This is a genomic window from Ochrobactrum quorumnocens (assembly GCF_002278035.1).
GTDB classification, from domain to species: Bacteria; Pseudomonadota; Alphaproteobacteria; order Rhizobiales; family Rhizobiaceae; genus Brucella; species Brucella quorumnocens.
This window is the reverse complement of sequence record NZ_CP022604.1, coordinates 168,512-193,872: the sequence shown is the minus strand read 5'-3', so window position 1 is coordinate 193,872 and position 25,361 is coordinate 168,512. Positions and strand designations below refer to the sequence as shown.

The following is a 25,361-nucleotide window of genomic DNA, read 5'->3' as shown; positions in this document are numbered from 1 at the left end:
ACCCAAGAGAGGTGTTAAGAGACCTGTCATTATAGGTGCAAAGCCTTTGACGCCTTCGCCAGCAGTCTTATATTTAAAGCATGCAATTCAAAAGGCGCGCATTGAGACAATGATCAAATCACCGGAACATCAGCTCCTTAGCGCGCTCGACCAGCGGTCGCGTGATATTTTTCGGCTGATCGTCGATAGCTACCTCAATGATGGTGATCCGGTCGGCTCACGCAATCTATCACGTCTGCTGCCGCACAGTCTTTCGCCTGCCACCATTCGCAATGTGATGAGCGATCTGGAACAATTGGGTCTCATCTATGCGCCACACATCTCCGCCGGACGTTTGCCGACGCAGATTGGCCTGCGTTTCTTCGTGGATGCTTTCATGGAAGTGGGCGACCTGCCGCCCGATGAACGCTCATCGATTGAAGCACAGGTTCGTTCCGCAGGCACCAGTAATTCTGTCGAAAGCGTTTTGACCGAAGCCAGTCAGGTTTTGTCAGGCCTTTCGCGCGGCGCAGGTCTTGTGCTTGCCACCAAAGCGGAAGGTGCACTCAAACACATCGAATTTGTGCGGCTTGAGCCGACACGTGCGCTTGCTGTCCTTGTGATGCAGAACGGCGATGTTGAAAACCGTGTCATCAATCTGCCTGCCGGCATTTCCGCTTCGCAACTCGTGGAAACATCGAACTTTCTCAATGCCCATATTCATGGGCATACGCTGTCAGAAGCAAAATCGGAACTCGAAAAACTTTCCGAAGAAACCAGACAGGAGCTTGATCAGCTCTCGCAGGAACTGGTGGGACAAGGGCTTGCCGTATGGAGTGGTGCAGGGTCCGACCAGCCCGCGCGGCTTATCGTACGCGGACGCGCCAATCTGCTGGAAAACATTCATGCACAAGAAGATATCGAACGTCTGCGTCATCTCTTCGATGATCTTGAAACCAAGGACGGCATGATCCAATTGCTGGATCTTGCTGAATCGGGTTCTGGCGTGCGGATTTTCATCGGCTCGGAAAACAAGCTGTTCTCGCTCTCGGGATCTTCACTCGTCGTAGCCCCTTATCGTGACAGCGAGCAGCGGGTTATTGGTGCTCTTGGCGTGATCGGCCCGACGCGGCTCAACTATGCCCGCATCGTGCCGATGGTTGATTACACTGCTCAGATCGTATCCCGACTGCTGCGCTAGTATGATATTGAATCTAGTGCGGCTTCAGCTAAGACTGAACCGGTGGAGCCACGTCTCACTGTTTGTTTTGCGCTTTATCCAACGCAAAACCGCTTCGCACTTTTGGCTCAAATGCTGATATGCAGTGTCAGACTTGCCAAGGTGAAGAATTTAGACCTTGATTTTAATGCCGCGAAACTCGATATCCGGCCCAAACACTATTCAAGACGGAAGAAGCATTATGGCTGATGAAAAAAACAAAACCGAAAACCCCGATCTTGAGCAGCGCGATATCAACAATCCTCGGGATCGTGATGCGCTGAAGCGTGCTGCCGATGATTTTCTGAAAAGCCGCAAGGCTGAGGCACGCGCGGAAGCCGAAGAGGAATCCGTTGATGCCGAGAGCCTGGCTGCAAATACGATTGCAGCGCTCGAAGCTGACAATGCTGAACTCAAGGATCAGATGCTGCGTCTCGTTGCCGAGATGGAAAACCTGCGCAAGCGCACCCAGCGCGATGTTCAGGACGCCCGCACTTACGCAGTGACAAATTTTGCTCGTGACATGCTGTCGGTTTCCGACAACCTGAGCCGCGCACATGAAGCTATTCCTGTGGATGCACTGGAAACCGATGCAAACCTCAAGTCACTGGCTGAAGGCGTGGAAATGACCGAACGTGCCATGCTGCAGGCTTTGGAACGCCATGGCGTGACCAAGCTCAATCCAGAAGGTGAAAAGTTCGATCCGAACTTCCATCAGGCTATTTTTGAAGTGCCAAACCCTGAACTGCCAGCCAACACGGTCGTACAGGTTATGCAGGCAGGCTATGCCATCGGCGACCGCGTGCTGCGTCCAGCTATGGTTGGCGTTTCAAAGGGCGGCCCGAAGGTTGCTGCCGAAAGCGGCGCAACTGAAGCAGAGGGCGATGCTTAGGGCGCATTTTGATCTGATTGATTGATCGATTGAGAGCGGCGATATACATCGCCGCTCTTTCTTTTTGTCCTTATCCGTTGGAATATCGACAAAATACCAGCTGGGAGGCGCATGCGTGACGATTTTTGATTTTGCAAATTTTGCAGGTGTTTTCGTCTTCGCTGCCACTGGCGCTCTTGCGGCTTCACGTCGTCAGCTCGACATTATCGGCTTCATTTTCCTCGCCAATATTACAGGCATTGGCGGCGGCACGATGCGCGATCTGGTGTTGGGCGCGCCGGTTTTCTGGGTCGTCCAACCCTTTTATCTGCTGGCAGGCACATCGGCGGCAATCATCGTCTATTTCACGGCCCACCTGGTGGAATCACGCTACAGGCTTTTGCTGTGGTGTGACGCCATCGGTATGTCGGCCTATACGGTCGTGGGCGCTGCCAAAGGGCTAGCACTTGGTTTCGGGCCATCGGTCGCGATTGTGACGGGCATCTTCACCGCCACGCTTGGTGGCATTTTGCGCGATATGGTAGCAGGTGAGCCGTCTGTGCTGATGCGCAGGGAAATTTATGTTTCGGCAGCACTCGCGGGCGCTTGTCTTTATGTGGTGCTGGAGCGCTTCGGATTTGACCCGATATTCGCAGCCCTTGCAGCAGCGCTCACCGCATTCATCGTGCGCGGCGGTGCGCTGTACTTCGGCTGGAACCTGCCGGTTTATAAGAGCCGTCCCGGCCGCACTGAAGAAGAACTCAAGCGCGACCGAATTGTCAGATTGGATAAATAATCAGAGTATTTCCAGCAAAAGTGCAAAGCAGTTTTGCGTCGGGTAATGCGTCAAGAAATCAGATCAGTTTGGCCTGACTTGCGACGGCCTGAAGGTCGATCAGCGGACGTGGACCCATCTGTTGAATGATCATGCCTGCGGCAAGCGAACCAAGACGCGCGCAATCCTCAAGCGAACGGTCTTTGGTATATCCGTATAGGAAGCCGGCAGCGTAAAGATCGCCTGCACCCGTCGTATCGACCAGCTCTTCAATTTCAATCGCGGGGACATGCAGCGTCTGGTCAGCGGTGATGACAATTGCGCCTTTCTCCGAACGCGTGATAATCGCAAGTGGACAATCCTTGCGGATGGCTTCCACAGCTTCATCAAGCGACTTGGTTTGATAAAGCGATTTTGCCTCGTCTTCGTTCGCAAAAACGATATCGACAGTGCGCTTACGCATCAAATCGAGAAACTCTTCGCGATAACGGTCTACGCAGAATGGATCCGACAAGGTCATGGCAACCTGACGGCCATGCTCATGCGCGATCTTGGAAGCGAGAACAATGGCTTCCTTGGCGCGTGGCGGGTCCCAAAGATAGCCTTCGAAATAGGTGACGCGAGCGTCGGCAACCTTGGAGGTTTCGACGTCTTCGGGTCCAAGTTCGACGCAGGCACCCAGATAGGTGTTCATTGAACGCTCGCCATCCGCTGTGACGAAAATCATCGAACGCGCAGTCGGTGAACCTTTTTCCAGAGCACGCGTATCAAAGGCTACGCCCTGCGCACGAATGTCATGGGCAAATACCCGACCAAGATGATCGGTTGCAACCTTACCGAAATAGGCAGAACGTCCGCCGAGACTTGCAACGCCTGCAGCTGTATTGCCTGCACTACCACCGGACATTTCAGTAAACTGTCCCTTGATGCGGCTATAGAGCAGTTCTGCTCGATCACCATCAATCAGGTTCATGGCACCTTTGATGATACCATTGGCCTCAAGGAACGCGTCTTCAGTGCGCGAAAGAATATCGACAATGGCGTTGCCAATGCAAAGAACGTCGAATGTAGCCATGAGCTGGTCTGGGGCTCCCCTTTTTGTCTGCTGCCAGCCTCTCTCCGAGGCATTCAGACAGCGGTGCGGCGGCAGTCATGTGGGGCGGGTTTAGCCTTTTGAAAAGTTTTTGGCTAGTCCGTCAGTCTTGTGACTTGTGGGCAGGCCGTCTTGTGCAGACCGAACAGCCTTCTTATTTTGATCGCATGAGATTGCTGAAAGTGGATCCAAAATGATCATAGATGCTGCGTTGAAGGCACTTAAACGTCTTCCAACGCCGGAATTTCGCTCCGTTTTATGGAAAACGCTTGGCTTGACGCTTTTGTTACTTGTCGGGCTTTGGGTCGCCATAAGACAAATATTTTTTACTTTCGCATGGCCCTGGATGGAGCAATTGCTGCCCGGAATACCTGGATGGGCAGGCTGGCTCGGTATTGCTGCAGCAATCGTGGCAGGTCTTGGGCTTGCTCTTGTGCTGGCATTAATGATTGCGCCTGTGACAGCGCTGGTCGCCGGTATTTTCCTCGATGACATCGCAGATGTCGTTGAGCGCGAAGATTATCCCAGAGAGCCAGCTGGCACACCTCTGCCGCTCGGGCGCTCTGTAGTCGTTTCGCTCAAATTCCTGAGTGTGGTCATTCTCGGCAATATCGTGGCGTTGGTTCTGCTGTTCGTTCCAGGCATCAATCTGATCGCCTTCTTCGTTATCAACGCCTATTTGCTGGGGCGGGAATTTTTTGAATTTGCCGCGATGCGTTATCGGTCCGAGAGCGAGGCCAAGGCACTCCGCTCTCAATATGGTGTCACGGTGTTTCTAGCAGGACTGCTGATCGCGGCCTTCATGGCGATCCCGCTTGTCAATCTGCTGACCCCGCTTTTTGCAGCCGCTATGATGATCCATTTGCATAAGGCTATAACGCAGCGTGAAACGTTAAAACTGCGGCGGTAGCGGAATGAGCGCTGCCGGAACATCGCAAGTCTTTCCGGAATATTTGCAGATATCAGCAATAACGCAATTCTCGCATTCAGGCTTGCGCGCCTTACACGTGTAGCGACCGTGCAGGATCAGCCAGTGATGCGCGTGGAACAAGTATTCCGTTGGAATAACCCGCATGAGAATAGCTTCCACCGCATCGGGTGTCTTAGCTGGTGCAAGACCGATCCGATTTCCAATGCGCAGAATATGCGTATCCACGGCCATCGTCGAATGACCAAAAGCCATGCTCAGCACGACATTGGCGGTCTTGCGGCCAACGCCCGGCAGCTTCACCAATTCATCGCGATCATCAGGAACTTCACCGCCATAATCACGGATAAGCGCTTCAGATAGCAGAATGACGTTCTTAGCCTTGTTGCGCCACAAACCAATGGTGCGGATATAATCCCCGACTGTTTCTTCGCCGAGAGCCAGCATTTTTTGCGGCGTATCGGCAATCGCAAAGAGTGCGCGCGTCGCCTTGTTCACACCCACATCGGTTGCCTGCGCTGACAGCGCCACGGCTACAAGCAATGTAAACGGATTGGTATGTTCCAGCTCGCCCTTCGGTTCCGGTCGCAAAATGGAAAAGCGACGGAAAATCTCATGGATTTCATCAGCCGTATAAAGCGTGCCTGTGACCCGGCGTGGACGACGCACAGATGTCGAAGCGGAAGCATTCACGGGCGATTTGATTTTGGCGTTTTCCATTTTGTCTCTATACTTACCTCTGTCTTCGGAAAACAGTTCACAGCTTGACGCAGCCCGGAGGGAGCTTTGCATGCAGCATCCAGACGGCGCAAATCCAGACAGATTTGATACTCCCATTTTTGAAGCACTGCTGACGCCCTATCGCTCATTGGGTCAAACTGGGTTTCGCGTGCTGATGGGTTCAATGATCTGTTGCTGGCTGTTTGTCTGTATCGTGTTCTGGTCAATAGGGGCATGGCCGATCATCGGCTTTTTTGGCCTTGATGTGCTGGCGATCTATCTGGCTTTTCGCTGGAACTACCGTTCAGCAAATACTCGCGAAGAGATATCCGTATCGCGCGCCGCCCTGCACATCCGCAAATATGAAGCCTCGGGCGAGATGACCAGCCATCTGTTTCATCCGTTCTGGACAAGATTCAATGTCGCCAGAAAGCCAGATATCGGCATCACGACCATGCGTGTTGAAAGCCGCAACGACAGTGTCCTCGTCGGTAGTTTCCTCAATCCTGATGATCGCGAGAGCTTCGCCACGGCTTTTGGCAATGCCCTAAGCGAAGCCCGGCGCTAGAGCATAATCCGACCGGAGTGAAACGAGGTTCGATAAGATTATGCTTAAAATAAAAGGTTTTAGAGCGCCGATCTGATTCAATCAGATCGAAACGCGCTCTAAAGAAGCGCTATAACTTTTCCACATATGTTGACGGCTTTTACCCTGAAGGCATCAGTTTTATGATGCGAAGACAGGAATCCGATTTCGGCCCTTGAAGTCGCCCTTTTCACAAGCCATATCAGTTGAGCGAAAGATACGCCGAAAGGGTGCTTTCCATGACGGTCGCTTCGATAAGGACTGATGCAATGACAAGAATGACACCGTTTTCGAGCCCGCTATTGCTCGGATTCGACACAATGGAAAAGACGCTGGAACGGATTGCCAAATCCGGCGATGGATACCCGCCCTATAATATCGAACGTCTGCGCGGCGAGACTGGGTCTGAACGCCTGCGTATCACGCTGGCTGTTGCAGGCTTTGCCAGCGACGATCTTGAGGTTATGACGGAGGACAATCAGCTTGTCATCCGAGGGCGCCAGTCAGACGATACCGAACGTGAGTTTCTGCACCGTGGCATTGCTGCCCGTCAGTTTCAGCGCGTCTTCGTTCTGGCCGACGGCATGCGGGTGGTGGGTTGTGAACTGAAAAATGGCTTGCTTGCCATTGATCTCGATCGACCTGAACCAGAACGGCTAATCAAACGTATAAATATAGCAGTGAAGGAATGAAACCGGTTCACGCTGGGTTCAGGCTAAAGCCGCTATAGTGAAATTGTTAAGCTCTTAAGCAGTATGATCGCTAATGATGTGCTGCGAAATTGGAGGCTAAGACCATGGACAGACACATTCTCACCGAACATGAATTCGCTCATCTGGGTGAAGGTGAAGTGGCCTATGTGCGCAAGATCCGCTCTGATGATCTTACCCGCACCTTCCCTGCCCTCCCACCGATTGCACCGGGCCTCGAGCTTTGGGCACTGTTTGGCGCAAGCGGCGAGCCGATTGTGCTTTCCGATGTCCGTGCCACTGCGCTGCAAGGCGCGCATGAACATGAACTGCGCACCGTGATGCTGCACTAAATTCTTTGCGTGATGCCGGTCCGACAAACGGACCGGCATTGCAGCTCTCCGTCAAACGATCATTTTGGCGGATTCTGGTGCATGCAGTTGGCATATTGCTCGCGCAAGCACCATTGATACCATTTTTCACCCTTTTTCTTGTAATTTCGGCAAAGGGTCTCGGCTACTTTCCTGCACTGATCAGATGTCGCTGAACTTTCCATCCGCGACATGTTTGACACTGAACGCTCCGCTAGTGCCGAGCTGAAAATCACCAGTAGTGAAATTGCCGCGACTGCAATTGGTTTAAGTAAAGTCACAAAATACCTTTCATCAAATTCAAAACCATGAATGTAAGGGGTTTAGCGGTATCGACCAGCCTTGAAAATCGAGAGATATAGCGACAGAAATAGTGCACCGTAAAAATGACAAAGCCGCCGTTCATGCGTGAACGGCGGCTTTGTTAGCTTAAACAGTCAAAATCAGGCAGCGTTGGACGCTGGCTGTGATGTCAGGAATGAATAAAGTGCCTGCGCGTCATGTGTTCCGCGCAGCTTTGCCACTGTATCCGCATCGCGCAACATGCGAGCAATGCGTGACAAGGCTTTCAAATGATCCGCGCCCGCGTTTTCTGGTGCGAGGAGCAGGAAGACGAGATCGACGGGCTGATCGTCCAGTGCTTCAAAATCCACTGGAGTTTCAAGGCGCGCAAAAATTCCTGCAATCTTGTCGATGCTTGCCAACTTACCGTGCGGAATGGCAACACCGTTGCCAACCCCGGTAGAACCGAGGCGCTCACGCTGGAGAATTGTTTCGAAAACTTCACGCTCAGGGAGACCGGTCAGTTCCGCGGCTTTTTCAGACAAAATCTGCAAAAGCTGCTTTTTGGAGCTGGCTTTCAGCGCAGGGATAATCGCCCCTGGCTGAATCAGATCACTAAGATCCATTCTCTCCGTTCCTTCTTCAATCAGGCCATCGTAGGCCCGGTTTAGGGAAGCGCACGACAGCTCAAAACTGCGTGCGCTTCAGGTTTGCCGTCAAGCGCGAGGAGCGGCCTGGCGGGTAACCGTTGATGGGTCAACCCAGCCAATATTGCCGTCCGCACGACGGTAGACGATATTTACTTCATCATTGCCCGCATTGCGGAAGACCAGAACCGGGTTTTCGATCAGGTCAAGTTCCACAACCGCCGACGCGACCGAAAGGGTGCGAAGGGCGACAGACGATTCCGCAACGATAGTCGGCGCGTAATCAACCGGAAGGTCCTCCTCTTCTTCCGGCAGCGGTGCCATAACACGATATGCCACATCATCATAGATCGCATTTGGTGCAGTCGCTGGACGCGATTTCAAACGGCGCTTGTAACGACGCAACCGTGTTTCAATCTTGTCCGCAGCCGCATCGAACGCCAGTTGCGGATCCTGTGCATCTCCGGTGCTCTGCAAGGTAGCACCGCTATCAAGATGCAAGGTACAATCCGCGCTGTATCGCGATCCGGACTTGGTGACCGTTACCTGCCCGGAAAAGCCATGATCAAAATATTTGCCGACCGCTTCATTAACCCGATCAATAATCCGGGTCGTGAAAGCTTCACCGACGTCCATATGCTTTCCAGATACACGCAGAGTCATTTGGTACACCTCATTTGCGTTACACAACAGGACGTAGTCTAATCACAAGGTGAGCGAAGCGCAAAGCGAACCAGCATCAATTCTGCTTTTCGTCCTGTGCTAATTTCCAGCCCCGCTTCACGCGCTCAGGGCAGGTGTCGAAACACTGCCCAGAAAGCGCTCTTTATCGCGACTATTCGAGTAATTTCCCCGTCATATGTTTTCACAACACATGCCTGGAATGCTCGCTGCACATCGTTCTTATATGTAACGCTGGAAACGCAGAAGCGTTTCCCGGAATATTACCTTGCCTTTCGTTTAGAACGCATCTCGATCCGATTGAATCCAGTCAGCGCTCTAATTGTTCGTTTCTAAGCACCTCTTATATCAAGGCGCTGAGATGCTGACGCATCACGCCTTGAAAAGGTTCAATCGCCACACGGGCTTAACCAATATCCCATGAGTCCCACTCATCGGATACTGGTATTATCCGAAAATTACTTCACACTTTTCAAGATGCGCTCAATAATCAGACCCCGGTATTCCGGTCTATGCGGGTGCACATCTTAATGCGAGCGGGGCTTCTATTGACTGAAACGTCAATTGTCAATTGCACCTTCTTCCAGCAACAGACAATGCAATACGGCCAATCCCCTCTATAAAATCGAATTTCACACGTTCAGGGTAATACTGTTTCAAAAACCAACATCGATCCGGTCGTTTCCGAATGCGTATATTAGCGCATACGCAACTTCATGTTGCGGAAACATCAGTCAACGGGCCGATAATCTGGCTTTTTTTTCGCGTCTGCGCTGTACTGAAGAAGCAATATTCATCGATTCCCGATATTTTGCGACCGTTCTGCGCGCGATATCCACACCGTCCTTCTTCAAGGCTTCGACGATTGCATCATCGGATAATACATCATCAGGCTTTTCCGCGTCGATCATCTGACGGATACGATGGCGCACACTTTCGGATGAATGGGCATCTCCCCCCTCGGAAGAAGCAATGGATGCGTTGAAGAAATAGCGCAATTCAAAGACGCCACGCGGCGTTGCCATGAACTTGTTGGCCGTCACGCGGCTGATGGTTGATTCATGCATACCCACAGCGTCGGCAACGGTACGCAGGTTCAACGGTTTGAGGCGGGTGACTCCGTGCCGGAGGAATCCATCCTGCTGGCGCACGATTTCTTGTGTTACTTTCAGGATTGTACGCGCCCTCTGATCAAGGCTGCGTACCAGCCAGTTCGCCGATTGCATACAATCAGACAGAAACGTCTTTTCCTCACCTTTGATTGAAGGGGTCACTTCTGCATAATATTCGTTGTTCACGATAAGGCGCGGCTGGGCTGCCGGATTAAGCTCAATACCCCAAGTTCCATCGCGGGCGGCTGCAACCAGCACATCGGGAATGATCACATCTGCAACCGAAACCTCGAACTGGGTCCCGGGCTTCGGATCCAGCATCCTGATCTCAGTCAGCATGTCGAGAATGTCGGATTGATCGACGCCGCAAAGTTTTTTGAGCGTCGCAAAATCACGACGCGCAAGCAGATCGAGATTGTCGATGAGCGCTTCCATCGCCGGATCAAACCGGTCCTTGAGACGAAGCTGAATTGCCAGACATTCGCGCAGATCGCGTGCAAAAAGGCCCGCCGGATCAAAGCTTTGCATTTCATGCAGAATGCGTTCGACATGGATAGTTTCGACACTGAGATTCTGCGCAAGCAAGGAAACATCCGCACGCAGATAACCGCTTTCATCCAGCGCATCTGCCAAAGCCGCTGCAATAAAGCGATCAGCCGGGGTGGAAAACGTCAACGCTATTTGCTCAGCGACATGTTCGCTCAGCGATACGCGGCTTGCCGTTACCTGATCAATGTCGTAGCTGCCGCCCGCACTATAAGTCTCACCGGCAGAGGTGTTCCATTGAGCAACCAGGTCGATATGCGCATCATCGCTGCGACCGGGATCATCTGGAAAGATATTTTCAAGCGAGCTATCAAATGTTGAAGAGAGATTTTGCGCATCATCGACGGCACCTGTCTTGAACCAGTCTTCATCGGAAGACGCATCCGGCGTGGCATCATCGCCTTCGTGTTGCGGCTCTGCGTCTGCAAAATCATCATTCGCTGCCTCTATTCTGTCCAGCAGCGGATTCTTTTCAATTTCAAGATCGATGAACTGGTCCAGCTCGATATGCGTCATCTGTAGCAGTTTGATCGACTGCATCAGTTGAGGCGTCATCACCAGCGATTGTGACTGGCGAAAATCAAGCTTCGGCGAAAGGGCCATGCGTTGTGTCGTTCCCCCATTTCCCTGACAGCATTTTAGAGCACCGATCGGATGCAATCAGATCGGTGCTCTAAACTCTTTTACTTAAAGCATAATCTTATCGACCCTCGTTTCACTCCGGTCGGATTATGCTCTCAGCTGGCAAACCGCTTGTTCCTGAATTATTTTCAATTAAAGCGCGACGGCCATCAAAACTGGTACGAACCTTGCTTGTCAATTCAGAATGTGGGTTTTTCTGACAAAAGAGGAAAATAGTCGCAGAAATGACGCGCTTTGGGAAACGGGAGCAACGTTGTACAGCCGCGCGCAGACTATAGCCTAAATTCAGAGTTTGATCAGAGCGTAAACTGGTCGCCGAGGTAAAGTCTGCGAACATCTGGATTGGCGACGATTTCCGCTGGACGACCATGCGTCAGAACCTGACCGGCGTGAATAATATAGGCACGGTCGATCAGCCCGAGCGTTTCACGCACATTATGGTCAGTGATAAGAACGCCAATGCCACGACTGGTCAAATGGCGCACGAGCTGCTGAATATCGGAGACTGCAATCGGGTCGACACCGGCGAACGGCTCGTCGAGCAGCATGAAGTTCGGGCGAGATGCCAGCGCACGTGCGATTTCCAGACGACGGCGTTCACCACCCGAAAGGGAGATGGCCGGGGCCTTGCGTAAGTGTGCGATATGAAATTCTTCAAGCAGAGCATCGAGCTCGGTGGCCCGCTTCTTGCGGTCTTTTTCGACCACTTCCAGCACAGCCTTGATGTTGTTCTCAACCGACAGGCCGCGAAAAATCGATGCTTCCTGCGGCAGATAGCCAATACCAAGACGCGAGCGGCGGTACATTGGCATTGATGTTACGTCGTAACCATCGATTTCGATTGCACCAGCATCGGCTGGAACAAGCCCTGTCACCATATAGAAGCAGGTTGTCTTACCGGCACCGTTTGGACCAAGAATACCCACGGCTTCGCCAGCGCGCACGCCAAACGACACACCATTGACGACCTGTCGTCCGCGATAGCTCTTGCAAAGGCCCCGAGCGACCAACGTCCCTTTGAGACGGGTCGTCTTACCGGGCTGCGATGGCATCATACCATCCGCACCCTCAATAGCGGCTGCATTTTCAGACATGCCCTGCTGCTCGTCGGCTTTCTTGTTCCAGAACAATCCCACGCGCGCTCCGGTTAATTCGATTTGGGCGCGGCACCGCCCTGCTTCTGTTGATCCTGCGGCGCCATGATGATGGATACGCGGCCCTTGCTCTGGCCCTTGCAGCTTTCGAGGAAAGCTTTGCCGGTGCTCATATTGGCAGTGAGCTTGCAACCGGTTGCAACATTGTCACCATCAGTCAGCACAACCTTCTGGCCCTGCAAGACCATGACCTGACTCTTGCCGTCATAGTTTCCGGTGTCGCCGGTTGCGACCTGCGTGCCGGACTTGAGGTAAACCTTGCCGCTGATCTCGAGACGATCAATACCGGACCCACTCAGACCAGCAGTACCACCAGCAGCCTGACCGCCTTCGCCCTGCGAATCCTTGTTATAATAGACGATCATCTTGCCTGACTTCAAAAGCGCGTCGCCCTGCACGACGGAGACATTGCCAGTGAAAATGGCCTTGCCTTCCTTGTCGAGCATTTCGAGCTTATCGGCGTCAATCTTGATCGGATCCTTGCCACCGGAGAGCTTGAGGCTGCCAAATGGCACCTGCTGGCTGTCCTGAGCCAGAGCGGAGACCGGCGCAACAACGAGGCCAAGCGCCAAAGCTGCAAATCCCATCCGCAAAGTGCGGGTCTTCATGCTCTTGTTCATCTTGCCCGTCTCGCGTTCCATTACTCTCCAGCTCCCCTACAGTTCCTGTTTCAGGAATCGGGTCGAGCACGTCAAATCCCTGCCCGACGCATAAATGTGTCCGAAAAGTCTATCAACCTTTCAGACCTACACCTCAAGCCACAATCATTCGGCCTCAATCTTAAACTTAACGCAGCCAGATAGAAATATCTGACTGCGCAGAAAAGAAACGAAACCCGCAGAACCTGCGTCATACAATATCTTTTAGAGCGCAGTGCGCCCTATCGGGCGCACAAATATCGCTCTAACAGTTTAAACTTGCTGCATAATTTAACCTTAAACCAATTCAAGTTTAAGGAATTATGCAATACTGCGCATGCGCTTTACACCCTAATTTCAAGGCGTGTTGTTGCCCGAAACTGCGCCGCCGTCAATGACGACGCGCACCTTGTTTTCAAAGATCACGATCTTGCCGCTCTCTTTGATCTGCATGCTGTCAGCGCTAATCTGCGTAGTGCCGTTACGAATATCGACGGGCTTGTCGGTCGTCACCTGACCACTCTTCAGATTGACATCCGCAGAACGCATGACGGCATGCAAGCCTTCGTTCGTCGTAACAGTAAAATCCTTATCAAGTTGCAAACGACCGTTCGCATTATCGTACACGCCGGATGCAGCCTCTACCTTAGCACTACCATTATCACCAACTGGCAACTCGGCGGAAATACCTTCAAGCGAGATTGCGCCGCTATTTTTGGCGTCCTGCACAGCCTTTGCCGCAATCATCGAATAGGGGCGATTGTCTTTGGTATAGCCGTTGAGCTGTGGATTGCTCATGACAAGCTTACCGCTCTCGCCACCGTTATTAACTTCCACCTTCACAGGAGCGGCTGGAGTGGCCAGAAACGTGTACCAGGAAAAGACCGCTGCAAGCGCAATTGCGGCAACAGGCAATGCCGTTTTAAGAACACGAACGCGGATCGAATGACGCTGTGCAGCTTTAAAAAGCGAAGCTGCCTTTTCGGACGCTCCAAAATGCATGCCACCGCCATTGGACGCCGCAGAAGCGGATCCTTGCGAAGCATGGATATGTGGTGTGTCAGCGCTCATCGTGTCTTTCGATTACTCAATCTATAATTCGGTCTATAATTCAGCAGCTTTTAAAGCTGTTTTATTGCTCAACTGTTTACAGACGCATCAAGCAAGAAACTTTTTCATGCGATGCTATCTTAGCTCAATACGGTTTATTTGGGGTGCAATACCCTGACACTCAAGTCTAATACACGTCACAAAACACCGCACCTGCCATGCAAAAATGACATGAACATTGCGGAAGGACGGAAAACTGGCTTTTCTTCAGACTCTTAAAGAAGCAAAAGCCCGATCACTTCATTGTTAACATACAACTGATTTTGATTATAGTCTTGCCATTCGGCCGGCAAAATCGTTGGGGAGCTTGCCGCCTTCCCCTATCATCGGTCATAGATTAAAGAATATCGACAGCATTTCGCTTGAATCATGGATGGATGAGTATGGCTCAGGACGCCGAAGCACTGATCGAAAGACGCAAGCTGCGCAGAAAGCTCACAGTGTGGCGCATCGCTTTTCTGCTTTTGCTCGCGGCTCTCATTGCCGGAATTGCATCTTATTCCATGCGAGGTGCCAATTTTGCGACACCGCATGTTGCAAAAGTTCGCATTGAAGGCACCATTTTTGAAAATGAAGAGCTTATAAAGCGCCTCAACAAGATAGCCGATGACGATGCAGTCAAGGGCGTGATCCTCATCCTCGATTCACCCGGCGGCACAACCGTTGGCGGCGAATCAATTTACGAAGCAGTACGGAAAATCGCAAAAAAGAAGCCGGTCGTGACCCAGGTCGGGACGCTTGCAGCATCGGCTGGCTATATGATCGCCAGTGCATCCGATCATATCTTAGCGCGTCAAACATCGATTGTCGGCTCGATCGGCGTGTTGTTTCAGTATCCTGATCTTTCCAAACTGCTCGACACCATTGGCGTGAAGGTTGAGACCATCAAATCGTCGCCATTGAAAGCAGAGCCAAACTATTTCAGCCCGGCAAGCGACGAAGCCAAAGCCATGATCCGCAACATGATCATGGATTCTTACGACTGGTTCGTCGGAATTGTCCAGGAACGTCGCTCTTTCACGCATGAAGAAGCGCTAGCTCTGGCCAATGGCGCAGTCTTTACCGGTCGTCAGGCGTTGCAAAATAAGCTGATCGACGGCCTTGGTGGCGAGGAAGAAGCGGTTGCCTGGCTTACCAGCAAAGGTGTTTCCAAGGATCTGCCAAAGCTTGAATGGAAACCTGTCAGCAGCGACACCGGTTTTTCTCTGCGTGATCTGATTATTCATGCCGGTGCGCGCCTTCTCGGCGTGCCACAAGAGGCCGATGCTATGTTGAAGGAAATCGCCAAGGATCGTATCTTCCTTGACGGACTTCTTTCGGTTTGGCACGTTGACGGAACGCCGGGTGTCACCCCGGCAAATAAATGAGTCCTTTCACCGGACAAGAGAAACACAGGGGTTTAAAGCCGTGATCAAATCGGAACTCGTTCAGGTTATCGCCAGCCGTAATCCGCATCTTTTCCAACGCGATGTCGAAAACATCGTCGGCGCAGTTTTTGAAGAGATCACCAATGCCCTTGCTGATGGCAATCGCGTCGAATTACGCGGCTTCGGCGCTTTTTCGGTAAAAAACCGCCCGGCTCGCAGCGGCCGCAACCCACGCACCGGCGACACGGTGGATGTTGAAGAAAAGTGGGTGCCATTCTTCAAGACAGGCAAGGAGCTGCGCGACCGTCTCAACGGCGCCATCTGATCGATCGTCATGGTGGCAAAGCGCGTTGTAACAATTGTCATTCTGGTGCCATTGGCGGTCATTCTGATCGCTCTTTCGGTCGCCAACCGTGAAACGGTTGGCCTGACAATTGATCCATTCAATCCCGGCAATCCTGCGCTGACCTATCAGGCACCGTTGTTTATCTGGCTGTTTGGCGCGCTTATCCTTGGCGCTTTGATCGGCGCCGCCGTCACGTGGCTGACCCAAGGCAAGCATCGCCGCCGGGAACGTCGCTTTAAAAAGGAAGCGTCGCAGCTTCTGGAACGTGCGGAATCGGCAGAAAAGCGCCATGTGCCAGGCACAGTTTCCAAGATCTGATCGCATCACGCCTTCTTTTTCACTTCCGTTCCGGCTGCATTTGCCCTACCTACACGTCAAATTAAGAACGGAGTGACGGGTGAAGGCGCCAAAAGGAAAAGGCAAAAAGCCATCGGGCGGTAAAGAGCAGCGCGGTTTCGGTCGTGCAAAGCAGGATGAGCCGCGTTCGGCTGCCAAGCATGGAAGCAAGCCCGACGACAAGGGTTCGTTCTTCAGGAAGCCGCGTCCGCAATTCGCCAAAGCTGCGCCCAAACCTGCAGAAGAAAAGCATATCGTAGCACCTCAGCGCGAGATCAAAGCTTACAAAGGCGAGCGCCCCGGTGAACGCACACCCGTCATCCTTGAAACCGAGCCATCAGACGACTACGCGCTGTTGGACAGCGGCGACGGGCTGAAGCTTGAGCAATACGGTCCCTATCGCATCGTGCGCCCGGAAGGTCAGGCAATCTGGCTTCCGAGCCTGCCGAAAAGCGAATGGGACAAAGCCGACGCGGTCTTTACCGGTAATACCGATGAAGAAGGCATGGGACGTTGGGCGTTCCCACATGTGACCCTTGGCGAAACCTGGCCAATGCAGCATGACGGCATCTCGTTTCACGGCCGCTTCACCTCGTTCCGCCATGTGGGTGTGTTCCCTGAGCAGGCAGCACACTGGTCCTATATGGATAGTCTGATCCGCGAAGCAGCCAAGTCTGGCCGCACCGTGAAGGTTCTCAATCTGTTTGGTTATACAGGCGTTGCATCGCTTGTTGCGGCACGCGCAGGTGCCGAAGTGACCCATGTCGATGCTTCCAAGAAGGCTATCGTCTGGGCACGCGAAAATCAGGAAATGGCTGGCCTTTCCGACAAGCCCATTCGCTGGATTTGCGAAGACGCTATGAAGTTCGTGCAACGTGAAGAACGCCGCGGCAGCTTCTACGACATCATCCTGCTTGATCCGCCAGCCTATGGCCGCGGTCCGAACGGCGAAGTCTGGCAGCTATTCGAACATCTGCCTGCCATGGTCGATACCTGCCGTTCAATCCTCACGCCAAACGCGCTGGCTGTCATCTTGACCGCTTATTCGATCCGCGCTTCGTTCTTCGCCATTCACGAGCTGGTTCGTGATCGTTTCACTGGTCTTGGCGGCACGGTCGAATCAGGCGAACTTATTCTGCGTGAACGCTCAGCCAAGCGTGCGCTTTCCACATCCATGTTCAGCCGCTGGGTAGCAAAATGAGCCGAGACGACGATTTTTCCAAAAGCGGCAATCAACAGCATTCAAGTCCGCGTGTGGGGCAGGTGAAGGAAGTCACAAGCCTTACCAATCCGATTGTCAAAGATCTGCGTTCGCTGGCACTGAAAAAATATCGCGATCAGCAGGGCGTTTTTCTGGCAGAAGGTCTTAAGCTCGTCATCGATGCTTTTGAGCAGGACTGGCGCATCAAGACGCTCGTGTTTGCCAAGTCTGGCAAGGGCAACAAGATGGTCGAGCAGGTTGCAGCACGCACCTTCGCCAAGGGCGGACTGGTGCTCGAAGTGACTGAAAAGATCATGACGGCAATCACCCGCCGCGATAATCCGCAGATGGTGGTTGGCGTTTTCGAACAGCAATATCACCAGCTTGCAAACCTCAAGCCGAAAAGCAACGATGTTTATATCGCGCTTGATCGCGTGCGCGATCCGGGAAACTTGGGCACAGTTATCCGCACCGCCGATGCGGTTGGTGCCAAGGGCATCATCCTGATCGGCGACACCACCGACCCCTATTCGCTGGAAACTGTGCGCGCCACCATGGGCTCGGTGTTCTCGATGCCGCTCTATAAGACAACGGAAACCGAGTTTCTGAACTGGCGCAAAGGCTTTTCGGGTCTTCTCGTTGGCACTCATCTCAAAGGCGCTGTCGACTATCGCACGATCCCTTACGCCAAAAAGCCTGTTATCCTGATGATGGGCAATGAGCAGCAGGGTCTGCCGGACACGCTTGCTGAAAGCTGCGACAAGCTCGCACGCATCCCGCAGGCAGGCCGCGCAGATTCGCTTAATCTGGCGATTGCTACCGGTATCATGCTTTATGAAATTCGCCGCGAGGCACTCACTCTCGATGAAAGGGCCAGCGGATGAAGCGTCATGCGGTTTTGTCCTCGTTTCTCGTTGTCATTATCGCGGTCCTGATTGATCAGGGCGTCAAATTTCTGGTCGAAACCCGTATGGGTTATGGGCAGCAGATCGATCTGCTGCCGTTCCTCGCGCTGTTCCGTACACATAATGAAGGCATCGCCTTTTCAATGCTGGCATGGCTGCATGACTGGGGCCTGGTCGCGATAACCGCAGCCGTAATCCTTTTTGTGCTCTATCTCTGGTGGACCAACCCCTCTGAACGTACTTTTGCGCGCTATGGATTTGCGCTTGTGGTCGGTGGTGCTATTGGCAACCTCATCGATCGCGTCATGCATGGCTATGTGGTCGATTACATTCTCTTCCATCTGCCGACATGGTCATTTGCCGTTTTCAATCTGGCCGACACCTTTATCACCATTGGTGCAGCACTTATTATTCTGGAAGAATTTCTCGGTTGGCGACGCGAGCGGGCAGCGCGCTAGCTGATATTTTCAGCTCTTTTTTGCCCCCAATGCGAAACGCTTGATCAGACTCAAGCTTTCCCCTATTTTGACTATGAAATTTAACTGATTTTTGAAGGGGATAAGCTTCACCCACCCCAAATGACACATTGGTGACACGCTTCTGTCATCCTCGCGTAGCACTGAATCTGTATTGCTGCGGTCAGATTGGACGTCATGTCCACGCAACCAGACCGTAAGAGAATCGGAATTGGTTAGCTCCGGCTGAAATATCAGTCGGAAAACCGTTCAGGAATGCGTGAACAACAGGATCAGGAGCGAATCATCATGTCAGTACTGCTTGGAATGGGCCAGCAAATCATTGATGATACGGTCATGTCGGGCATAGAAGCACAACCAACGCTCTTCACATCCGCAAGCGATCCCATTGTTCTGGGGCGCATCGGGTCCCTGGAAGTACGACTTGCAAATTCTCGCGATGCGATTGACGCGGCGCAGGAATTGCGGTTCCGCGTCTTCTTTGAAGAAATGGGCGCACGCAAGGAAACCATCGAAGAAGTAGAACTGCGCGATTCCGATCGCTTCGATGCGATCTGCGATCATCTGCTGGTTTATGATACCTCATTGCCGGTTCCCGAGCATCAGCAAATCGTTGGTACCTATCGCCTGATGCGTAGCGATCAGGCTGAAAAGGCACTCGGGTTCTACTCGGCCGATGAATATGACGTTCAGCGTCTGACACTTTCTCGTCCGAACCTGAAGCTACTGGAACTTGGCCGCTCTTGCGTTAAGGCGGAGTATCGCTCCAAGCGCACGGTGGAACTTTTGTGGCAGGGTGCCTGGGCCTATTGCCGTCGTCATTCCATTGACGTGATGTTTGGTTGCGCCTCGTTCCACGGCGCTGTGCCTGCGGCACATGCCCTGGGTCTCTCCTTCCTGCACCAGAACTGCCGCGCAACACCCGACTGGGATGTGCGCGCGCTTCCGCATCGCTATCAGCCGATGGATCTGATGCCGAAGGAAGCAATCAACAACAAGGTCGCGCTGTTCTCGATGCCGCCACTGGTGAAGGGTTACCTGCGTCTTGGTGCGATGATCGGCGACGGTGCTGTGATTGATGAGGCTTTCGGCACGACCGATGTGTTCATCATCCTGCCGATTGAGCGCATTTCAAGCCGCTACATCACGTATTATGGCGCGGAAGCGAACCGTTTCGTCTAAAAATTAACGCTTTCCCCTCGCCCTTCGAAACGGCCTTTCGGGCCTCCTCAGGATGAGGGGAAACACAGCGCGCGATAGGTGAGGTCGGGCCTCTCACCGCCCACGCCCTAAAGTGCGGAGCGAAAAGCGAAGGGGAGGGTTACCCCCTGCCCGCCAATTCCTTCAACTTGTAAACCAGATCAAGCGCCTCGCGCGGGGTCAGTTCATCCGGGCTGATTGCCGTAACGGCTTTGGCCAGCTCGCTGTCCTTTGCGGCAGCTTGGGCTTTTGGCTTCTCTTGTTGAAGTACAACGGAAAACAGCGGTAAATCATCAATCAGCTTGTCGGCTTTGCCGGATGTTTCACCCGCTTCAAGCTGATGCAGAACATCGCGCGCGCGATTGACCACGGCTTCCGGCAGACCGGCGAGACGCGCGACCTGCACACCATAAGAACGATCAGCTGCCCCCTTCGCCACTTCATGCAGGAAGACCACGTCATTGTCCCATTCCTTAACCCGCATGGTGACATTTGACAGCCGGTCGAGTTTTTCAGACAGCGCCGTCATTTCATGGAAATGCGTGGCGAAAAGTGCACGGCAGCGGTTCTTCTCATGCAGATATTCCACGGCCGCCCACGCAATGGAAAGCCCGTCAAAGGTTGCCGTTCCACGGCCGATCTCATCAAGGATGACCAGTGAACGCTCACCTGCCTGATTGAGAATTGCTGCTGTTTCGACCATTTCCACCATGAAAGTCGAACGGCCCCGCGCCAGATCATCCGATGCGCCGACGCGGCTGAACAATCGATCCACGACGCCGATCTGAGCAGAACCAGCAGGAACGAAAGACCCCATCTGCGCCATGATCGCGATCAGTGCATTCTGGCGCAGGAAGGTCGATTTACCACCCATATTAGGGCCAGTGAGCAGCCAGATCGCACCATTTCCACCAACCGTTTGCGGAGAAAGATTGCAATCATTGGCAACAAATGGATTGGCTGCCTGACGGCGCAATGCCTGTTCGACCACCGGATGGCGACCGGCCACAATATTGAACGACAAACTGTCATCGACCAGCGGACGACAATAGCCCTGCTCATCGGCAAGAACGGCGAGAGAAGCCGAAACGTCGAACACGCTGAGTGCTGCTGCGGCGGCACGAATGCTATCCGCATGGCTGACCGCTTCCGCAGTGAGTTCCTCGAAAATCGCCAATTCTATCGACAAAGCCCGGTCGGCGGCATTAGCGATTTTACTTTCAAGTGCTGCCAGTTCCGTCGTGGTGAAGCGCATGGCATTTGCCATCGTCTGACGGTGGATGAAGCGTCCTTTGGCAGCATCCGTGTCGGTCATGCTCCCTGCATTATTGGCTGTCACTTCGATAAAATAACCAAGCACATTGTTATGCTTGATCTTCAACGATTTGATGGCTGTTTCCTCGATATAATCGGCCTGAAGACCCGCGATCACCCGGCGCGACTGATCACGGAGCGCGCGCATTTCGTCGAGTTCTGTATTGTAGTCCTGACGCACGAAACCGCCGTCGCGTTTCAAAAGCGGCATTTCATCAGCCAAGGCCCGGTCGAGATGGGCTGCAAAACTTGCCGGTATTTTCACAATCGCGTCGCAGGCATAGCGAAGTTCGTCTGGCAAAAGCGCGCCTTCTAGCAAGGATGCAATCCCACCGGCGGCTTCAAAGCCTCGCTGCAAAGCGCCCAGATCGCGCGGACCACCGCGACCAACCGCCAGACGCGAGAGCGCGCGTGGCATATCCGGCACACCCTTAAGTTCAAGCCGCATAGCGTCGCAGAGCGATTGTTCGCGCAAGAACCATGAAACGGAATCATGGCGTAGCGCGATTTCTACAGGGTTCGTTAGTGGTGCTGTCAAACGTTCGGCGAGAAGACGCGCGCCGCCACCGGTCACAGTTCGATCAATCGCTTTCAGCAGACTGCCCTCGCGATTGCCGGACATTGTGCGGGCGAGTTCAAGGCTGGCGCGGGTGGCAGGATCGATGAAAATCGTGCCGCCTTCCTGCTCGCGTTCAGGTCGCATCAGCGGCGGGCGTTCGGAAATCTGCGTCTTTTCGATATAGGCAATAGCACCGGAAATGGCCGAAAGCTCCGAACGGCTGAACTGGCCAAAACCATCAAGCGTTGCGACATTGAAATAGCGTTGAATGCGCGCCTCCGCTGCACCACTGTCAAACAGAGTTGCAGGTTGTGGAGACACAGCCTTTCCGATCAGATCGAACACCGGACGCAGTTCCGCGTCATGGAATGCAGTGTCGGCCACAATCAGCTCGCGTGGGTCCACACGCATGATATCGGCAAAAAGACGGTCTTCGGCTGTTTCTGCCACGCGGAAGGTGCCGGTTGAAATGTCGATCCACGCGAGTGCCAGCGCGCCGTCACCTTTGGTGCGGCCGAGCGTCATGAGGAAGTTTGCCTCGGACGGATCAAGCAGCTTTTCTTCGGTGATCGTGCCAGGAGTTACAAGACGGATCACATCGCGACGAACGACCGATTTCGAGCCACGCTTCTTCGCTTCAGCCGGATCTTCCACCTGCTCACAGACGGCGACCCGATAGCCCTTGGAAATCAGCTTCTGCAAATAGTCATCAGACGCATGGAATGGCACGCCACACATAGGGATATCTTCGCCCAGATGCTTGCCACGTTTGGTGAGCGTGATGCCGAGCGCGCGGGATGCTTCCACCGCGTCATCGAAGAATAGTTCGTAGAAATCGCCCATGCGATAAAAGAGCAGCGAATCAACATTCGCGGCTTTGATCTCGATATATTGCTCCATCATGGGCGTGAGGCGAACAGCGGTTTCCTGCACAGCGCTTTCATCTGCCTGTGGGTTATTGTCGCCTGCTTTCGATTCCATACTGAAGCCTTCGTTTATTGCTCATTTAAATCGTTTAAAGTCATAAAGTTTCACAACTCATCACTTTTGGATCAACATCTGTTCCAATATGCACTGTTTACACCGTGCATCACTGGCGTTATCGAATTTGTCCCGCAGATGAACCCGGAGGGAACATGCCAGCCTCGACGCCGAAGGGCAACACGCCAGAACGCACACCCACAGCCAGTGAGAAGGAAGCGCTCGACTTTCACGCTCAGGGCCGCCCGGGCAAGCTGGAAATCAATCCGACCAAGCCCATGACGACGCAACGCGACCTGTCGCTTGCCTATTCGCCCGGCGTTGCCGTGCCGGTCAAGGCCATCGCGGAAAATCCCGCTCTGGCCTATGACTATACGGCCAAGGGCAATCTCGTCGCTGTCATTTCCAACGGCACGGCAATCCTCGGCCTCGGCAATCTGGGTGCGCTTGCTTCCAAGCCGGTCATGGAAGGCAAGGCCGTACTGTTCAAGCGCTTTGCCGACGTGGATTCCATCGATCTTGAAATCGACACAACCGATATCGACGCCTTCATCAATGCGGTGCGTTATCTAGGACCATCGTTTGGCGGCATCAATCTCGAAGACATCAAGGCACCAGACTGTTTCATCATAGAAAGCCGCTTGCGTGAGCTGATGGACATTCCGGTCTTTCACGACGATCAGCACGGAACGGCAATCATTGCCGCCGCGGGCATGATCAATGCGCTGCATCTGACAGGCCGCGATATCAAGAACACCAAACTTGTCTGCAATGGCGCAGGCTCTGCTGGCATTGCCTGTATTGAGCTTATCAAGGCTATCGGTTTCCCTGCCGAAAACGTCACCCTCTGCGACACCAAGGGCGTCGTCTATCAGGGCCGCGAAGAAGGCATGAACCAGTGGAAGTCAGCCCACGCGGTAAAAACGTCGAAGCGCACGCTTGAAGAAGCGATGCAAGATGCTGACATCTTTTTCGGCGTTTCCGCCAAGGGGGCCCTGACCAAGGAAATGGTGCGCTCGATGGCGCCCAATCCGATCATCTTTGCCATGGCCAATCCCGATCCAGAAGTCACACCGGAAGATGTTGCAGAAGTGCGCGATGACGCGATTGTTGCAACAGGCCGTTCGGACTATCCGAACCAGGTCAATAACGTTCTGGGTTTCCCTTATATTTTCCGTGGTGCACTCGACGTTCGTGCCACCACGATCAACGATGAGATGAAAATCGCCGCCGTCTATGCGATCGCAGAACTCGCACGCGAAGACGTGCCGGACGATGTTGTTGCCGCCTATCAGGGCAGCCGTCCGCGCTTCGGTCCGAGTTATATCATCCCGGTCCCGTTCGATCCGCGCCTGCTTGCAACCGTTTCGGCAGCTGTCGCCAAGGCTGCAATGGAAACCGGCGTTGCCGGTCGCGCAATTGACGATCTTGAAGGCTATAAGCGCGAATTGCTGGCGCGTCGTGATCCGATTGCTTCGACATTGCGTGGCATTTATGAGCGTGTGCGCCGTCAGCCAAAACGTATCGTCTTTGCCGAAGGTGAAGAAGAGCAGGTGATGCGTGCCGCTGTGTCCTACGTTAATCAAGGTCTTGGCACTGCCATTCTTGTTGGCCGCGAGGAGCGCGTTGCGGAAACTGCAAAAGCTGCAGGTCTTGATCTTGACCGTCCCGGCATCGAGGTTATCAATGCGCGTCTTTCGAGCCGCAATACCGTCTATGCCGATTATCTCTATGAGAAACTGCAGCGCAAAGGCTATCTGACACGTGACTGCCACCGTCTGATCAACAATGACCGCAATCATTTTGCCGCCTGCATGGTAGCGCTGGGTGATGCCGATGGCATGGTAACGGGCATCACCCGTAACTACGCAACCGGACTTGAAGATGTACGCCGTGTAATCGATTCAAAGCCCGGCCACCGTCTGGTGGGTGTTTCCATTGCGCTTTGCCGTGGCCGCACAGTCTTCATCGCAGACACTGCCGTGCACGAACAACCAACAGCCGAAGAACTTGCGGATATCGCCGTTGAAGCAGCGGGTATGGCGCGCCGCATGGGCTATGTGCCGCGCGTGGCACTGACAGCGTTCTCGACCTTCGGCCATATGGTCGGCGAAAGCTCGGCACGCATTCAGGAAGCAGTTCGTATTCTAAACACGCGTCATGTCGATTTTGAATTCGATGGCGAAATGAGCGCAGACGTTGCCCTCAACCCGAAGCTGATGGACCGGTATCCGTTCATTCGGCTGTCAGGTCCGGCCAATGTCATCGTCACGCCTGACAATCATTCGGCTTCGATTGCAGCCAATATGTTGCAGGAGCTGGGTGGCTCGACAATTATCGGTCCGCTGCTCGTCGGTCTCGACAAGCCAGCGCAGATCGTCAATATCGGCGCAAAAGATACGGATATCGTGAATATGGCAGCAATTGCAGCGTATAATGCGACCAGCTGAAAAGACGAATACAGCGGTTCCAGTTAATATTGAATCGTTGGAACCGCTGTAACTATTTGTTTTTACGCATTTCCGAACGCGAAATCGGTTCTCACTTTTGGTGGAAATGCTTTAAAACACGAGAAAGGCCGGGCAATGCCCGGCCTTTTTGTTTGTATGCGCTTGTCGTCATCGGATCGCAGC

Annotated in this window: 24 protein-coding genes; 15 read left to right on the top strand and 9 right to left on the bottom strand. The window is 53.3% G+C overall.

The window, feature by feature from the left end; translation table 11 throughout:
• Window positions 1-109: 109 nt before the first annotated feature.
• The 3 genes from hrcA (at window position 110) to CES85_RS10340 (ending at window position 2,865) form a co-directional block, all read left to right on the top strand.
• Window positions 110-1,180: a heat-inducible transcriptional repressor HrcA gene (gene hrcA / locus CES85_RS10350; RefSeq protein ID WP_095447830.1), complete on the top strand. Its 1,071-nt coding sequence runs from the start codon at window positions 110-112 to the stop codon at window positions 1,178-1,180.
• Between the two features lie 220 nt (window positions 1,181-1,400).
• Window positions 1,401-2,090: a nucleotide exchange factor GrpE gene (gene grpE / locus CES85_RS10345; RefSeq protein WP_095445923.1), complete on the top strand. Its 690-nt coding sequence runs from the start codon at window positions 1,401-1,403 to the stop codon at window positions 2,088-2,090.
• A gap of 115 nt (window positions 2,091-2,205) precedes the next feature.
• Window positions 2,206-2,865, top strand: a complete 660-nt coding sequence (locus CES85_RS10340) for a trimeric intracellular cation channel family protein (protein ID WP_095445922.1) — start codon at window positions 2,206-2,208, stop codon at window positions 2,863-2,865.
• A gap of 58 nt (window positions 2,866-2,923) precedes the next feature.
• On the opposite strand, the gene CES85_RS10335 is transcribed toward CES85_RS10340, so the two are convergent.
• On the bottom strand, window positions 2,924-3,919 hold the full coding sequence (locus CES85_RS10335) for an adenosine kinase (RefSeq protein WP_095445921.1): 996 nt from the start codon (window positions 3,917-3,919) through the stop codon (window positions 2,924-2,926).
• Between the two features lie 211 nt (window positions 3,920-4,130).
• Between CES85_RS10335 and CES85_RS10330 the strand changes: the two genes are divergently transcribed.
• Entirely contained in the window at window positions 4,131-4,847 is a 717-nt protein-coding gene (locus CES85_RS10330) for a sulfate transporter family protein (RefSeq protein WP_095445920.1), read from the top strand.
• Here the strand turns inward: CES85_RS10330 and nth are convergent.
• A complete protein-coding gene (gene nth / locus CES85_RS10325) occupies window positions 4,830-5,585 on the bottom strand; it encodes an endonuclease III (RefSeq protein ID WP_095445919.1) in 756 nt (251 codons plus the stop codon). The two genes, CES85_RS10330 and nth, sit on opposite strands and share 18 nt — an antisense overlap.
• 70 nt (window positions 5,586-5,655) lie before the next feature.
• On the opposite strand from nth, the gene CES85_RS10320 reads away from it, so the two are divergent.
• The 3 genes from CES85_RS10320 (at window position 5,656) to CES85_RS10310 (ending at window position 7,213) form a co-directional block, all read left to right on the top strand.
• Window positions 5,656-6,153 carry a DUF2244 domain-containing protein gene (locus CES85_RS10320; RefSeq protein WP_095445918.1) on the top strand — a complete coding sequence of 166 codons (498 nt, stop codon included), beginning with the start codon at window positions 5,656-5,658 and terminating at the stop codon, window positions 6,151-6,153.
• Window positions 6,154-6,440: 287 nt separating this feature from the next.
• Window positions 6,441-6,863, top strand: coding sequence for an Hsp20 family protein (locus CES85_RS10315; protein ID WP_095447829.1), 423 nt, complete (start codon window positions 6,441-6,443; stop codon window positions 6,861-6,863).
• A gap of 104 nt (window positions 6,864-6,967) precedes the next feature.
• On the top strand, window positions 6,968-7,213 hold the full coding sequence (locus CES85_RS10310) for a BQ00720 family protein (RefSeq protein ID WP_095445917.1): 246 nt from the start codon (window positions 6,968-6,970) through the stop codon (window positions 7,211-7,213).
• Window positions 7,214-7,674: 461 nt separating this feature from the next.
• Here CES85_RS10310 and ptsN read toward each other — a convergent pair whose 3' ends face one another.
• The 6 genes from ptsN to lptC all read right to left on the bottom strand — a co-directional run bounded on the left by ptsN (window position 7,675) and on the right by lptC (window position 14,004).
• Window positions 7,675-8,139: a PTS IIA-like nitrogen regulatory protein PtsN gene (ptsN, locus tag CES85_RS10300; protein WP_024898162.1), complete on the bottom strand. Its 465-nt coding sequence runs from the start codon at window positions 8,137-8,139 to the stop codon at window positions 7,675-7,677.
• 90 nt (window positions 8,140-8,229) lie between these two features.
• Complete coding sequence (gene hpf, locus CES85_RS10295) at window positions 8,230-8,823, bottom strand: ribosome hibernation-promoting factor, HPF/YfiA family (protein ID WP_095445915.1); 594 nt, start codon at window positions 8,821-8,823, stop codon at window positions 8,230-8,232.
• Between the two features lie 752 nt (window positions 8,824-9,575).
• On the bottom strand, window positions 9,576-11,102 hold the full coding sequence (rpoN, locus tag CES85_RS10290) for an RNA polymerase factor sigma-54 (RefSeq protein ID WP_095445914.1): 1,527 nt from the start codon (window positions 11,100-11,102) through the stop codon (window positions 9,576-9,578).
• 335 nt (window positions 11,103-11,437) lie between these two features.
• Window positions 11,438-12,277, bottom strand: a complete 840-nt coding sequence (gene lptB / locus CES85_RS10285) for an LPS export ABC transporter ATP-binding protein (protein WP_095445913.1) — start codon at window positions 12,275-12,277, stop codon at window positions 11,438-11,440.
• An 11-nt stretch (window positions 12,278-12,288) separates the two neighbouring features.
• On the bottom strand, window positions 12,289-12,936 hold the full coding sequence (locus CES85_RS10280; protein WP_095445912.1) for an LptA/OstA family protein: 648 nt from the start codon (window positions 12,934-12,936) through the stop codon (window positions 12,289-12,291).
• Window positions 12,937-13,290: 354 nt separating this feature from the next.
• Window positions 13,291-14,004: an LPS export ABC transporter periplasmic protein LptC gene (gene lptC / locus CES85_RS10275; protein WP_095445911.1), complete on the bottom strand. Its 714-nt coding sequence runs from the start codon at window positions 14,002-14,004 to the stop codon at window positions 13,291-13,293.
• 422 nt (window positions 14,005-14,426) lie between these two features.
• Here lptC and sppA point away from each other — a divergent pair, with 422 nt between their 5' ends.
• The 7 genes from sppA to olsB all read left to right on the top strand — a co-directional run bounded on the left by sppA (window position 14,427) and on the right by olsB (window position 19,856).
• Window positions 14,427-15,410: a signal peptide peptidase SppA gene (gene sppA / locus CES85_RS10270; RefSeq protein WP_095445910.1), complete on the top strand. Its 984-nt coding sequence runs from the start codon at window positions 14,427-14,429 to the stop codon at window positions 15,408-15,410.
• Window positions 15,411-15,450: 40 nt separating this feature from the next.
• Complete coding sequence (locus CES85_RS10265; RefSeq protein WP_007873253.1) at window positions 15,451-15,735, top strand: integration host factor subunit beta; 285 nt, start codon at window positions 15,451-15,453, stop codon at window positions 15,733-15,735.
• A 9-nt stretch (window positions 15,736-15,744) separates the two neighbouring features.
• Window positions 15,745-16,074 (top strand): lipopolysaccharide assembly protein LapA domain-containing protein, encoded by a 330-nt coding sequence (locus CES85_RS10260; RefSeq protein WP_095445909.1) that lies wholly within the window; start codon window positions 15,745-15,747, stop codon window positions 16,072-16,074.
• 79 nt (window positions 16,075-16,153) lie between these two features.
• Window positions 16,154-17,293 (top strand): RsmD family RNA methyltransferase, encoded by a 1,140-nt coding sequence (locus CES85_RS10255; RefSeq protein ID WP_095445908.1) that lies wholly within the window; start codon window positions 16,154-16,156, stop codon window positions 17,291-17,293.
• Window positions 17,290-18,177: a TrmH family RNA methyltransferase gene (locus tag CES85_RS10250; RefSeq protein ID WP_095445907.1), complete on the top strand. Its 888-nt coding sequence runs from the start codon at window positions 17,290-17,292 to the stop codon at window positions 18,175-18,177. Before CES85_RS10255 ends, CES85_RS10250 begins: the two co-directional genes overlap by 4 nt.
• The gene (gene lspA, locus CES85_RS10245; protein ID WP_095445906.1) at window positions 18,174-18,656 is read left to right on the top strand and encodes a signal peptidase II; all 483 of its coding nucleotides are present in this window, start codon (window positions 18,174-18,176) and stop codon (window positions 18,654-18,656) included. The genes CES85_RS10250 and lspA overlap by 4 nt, the downstream gene beginning before the upstream one ends.
• 306 nt (window positions 18,657-18,962) lie before the next feature.
• Window positions 18,963-19,856, top strand: a complete 894-nt coding sequence (gene olsB, locus CES85_RS10240; RefSeq protein ID WP_191793702.1) for a l-ornithine N(alpha)-acyltransferase — start codon at window positions 18,963-18,965, stop codon at window positions 19,854-19,856.
• A gap of 139 nt (window positions 19,857-19,995) precedes the next feature.
• Here olsB and mutS read toward each other — a convergent pair whose 3' ends face one another.
• Entirely contained in the window at window positions 19,996-22,728 is a 2,733-nt protein-coding gene (gene mutS, locus CES85_RS10235) for a DNA mismatch repair protein MutS (RefSeq protein WP_095445905.1), read from the bottom strand.
• Window positions 22,729-22,883: 155 nt separating this feature from the next.
• Between mutS and CES85_RS10230 the strand changes: the two genes are divergently transcribed.
• Window positions 22,884-25,178, top strand: coding sequence for an NADP-dependent malic enzyme (locus tag CES85_RS10230; RefSeq protein ID WP_095445904.1), 2,295 nt, complete (start codon window positions 22,884-22,886; stop codon window positions 25,176-25,178).
• Window positions 25,179-25,361 lie beyond the last annotated feature (183 nt).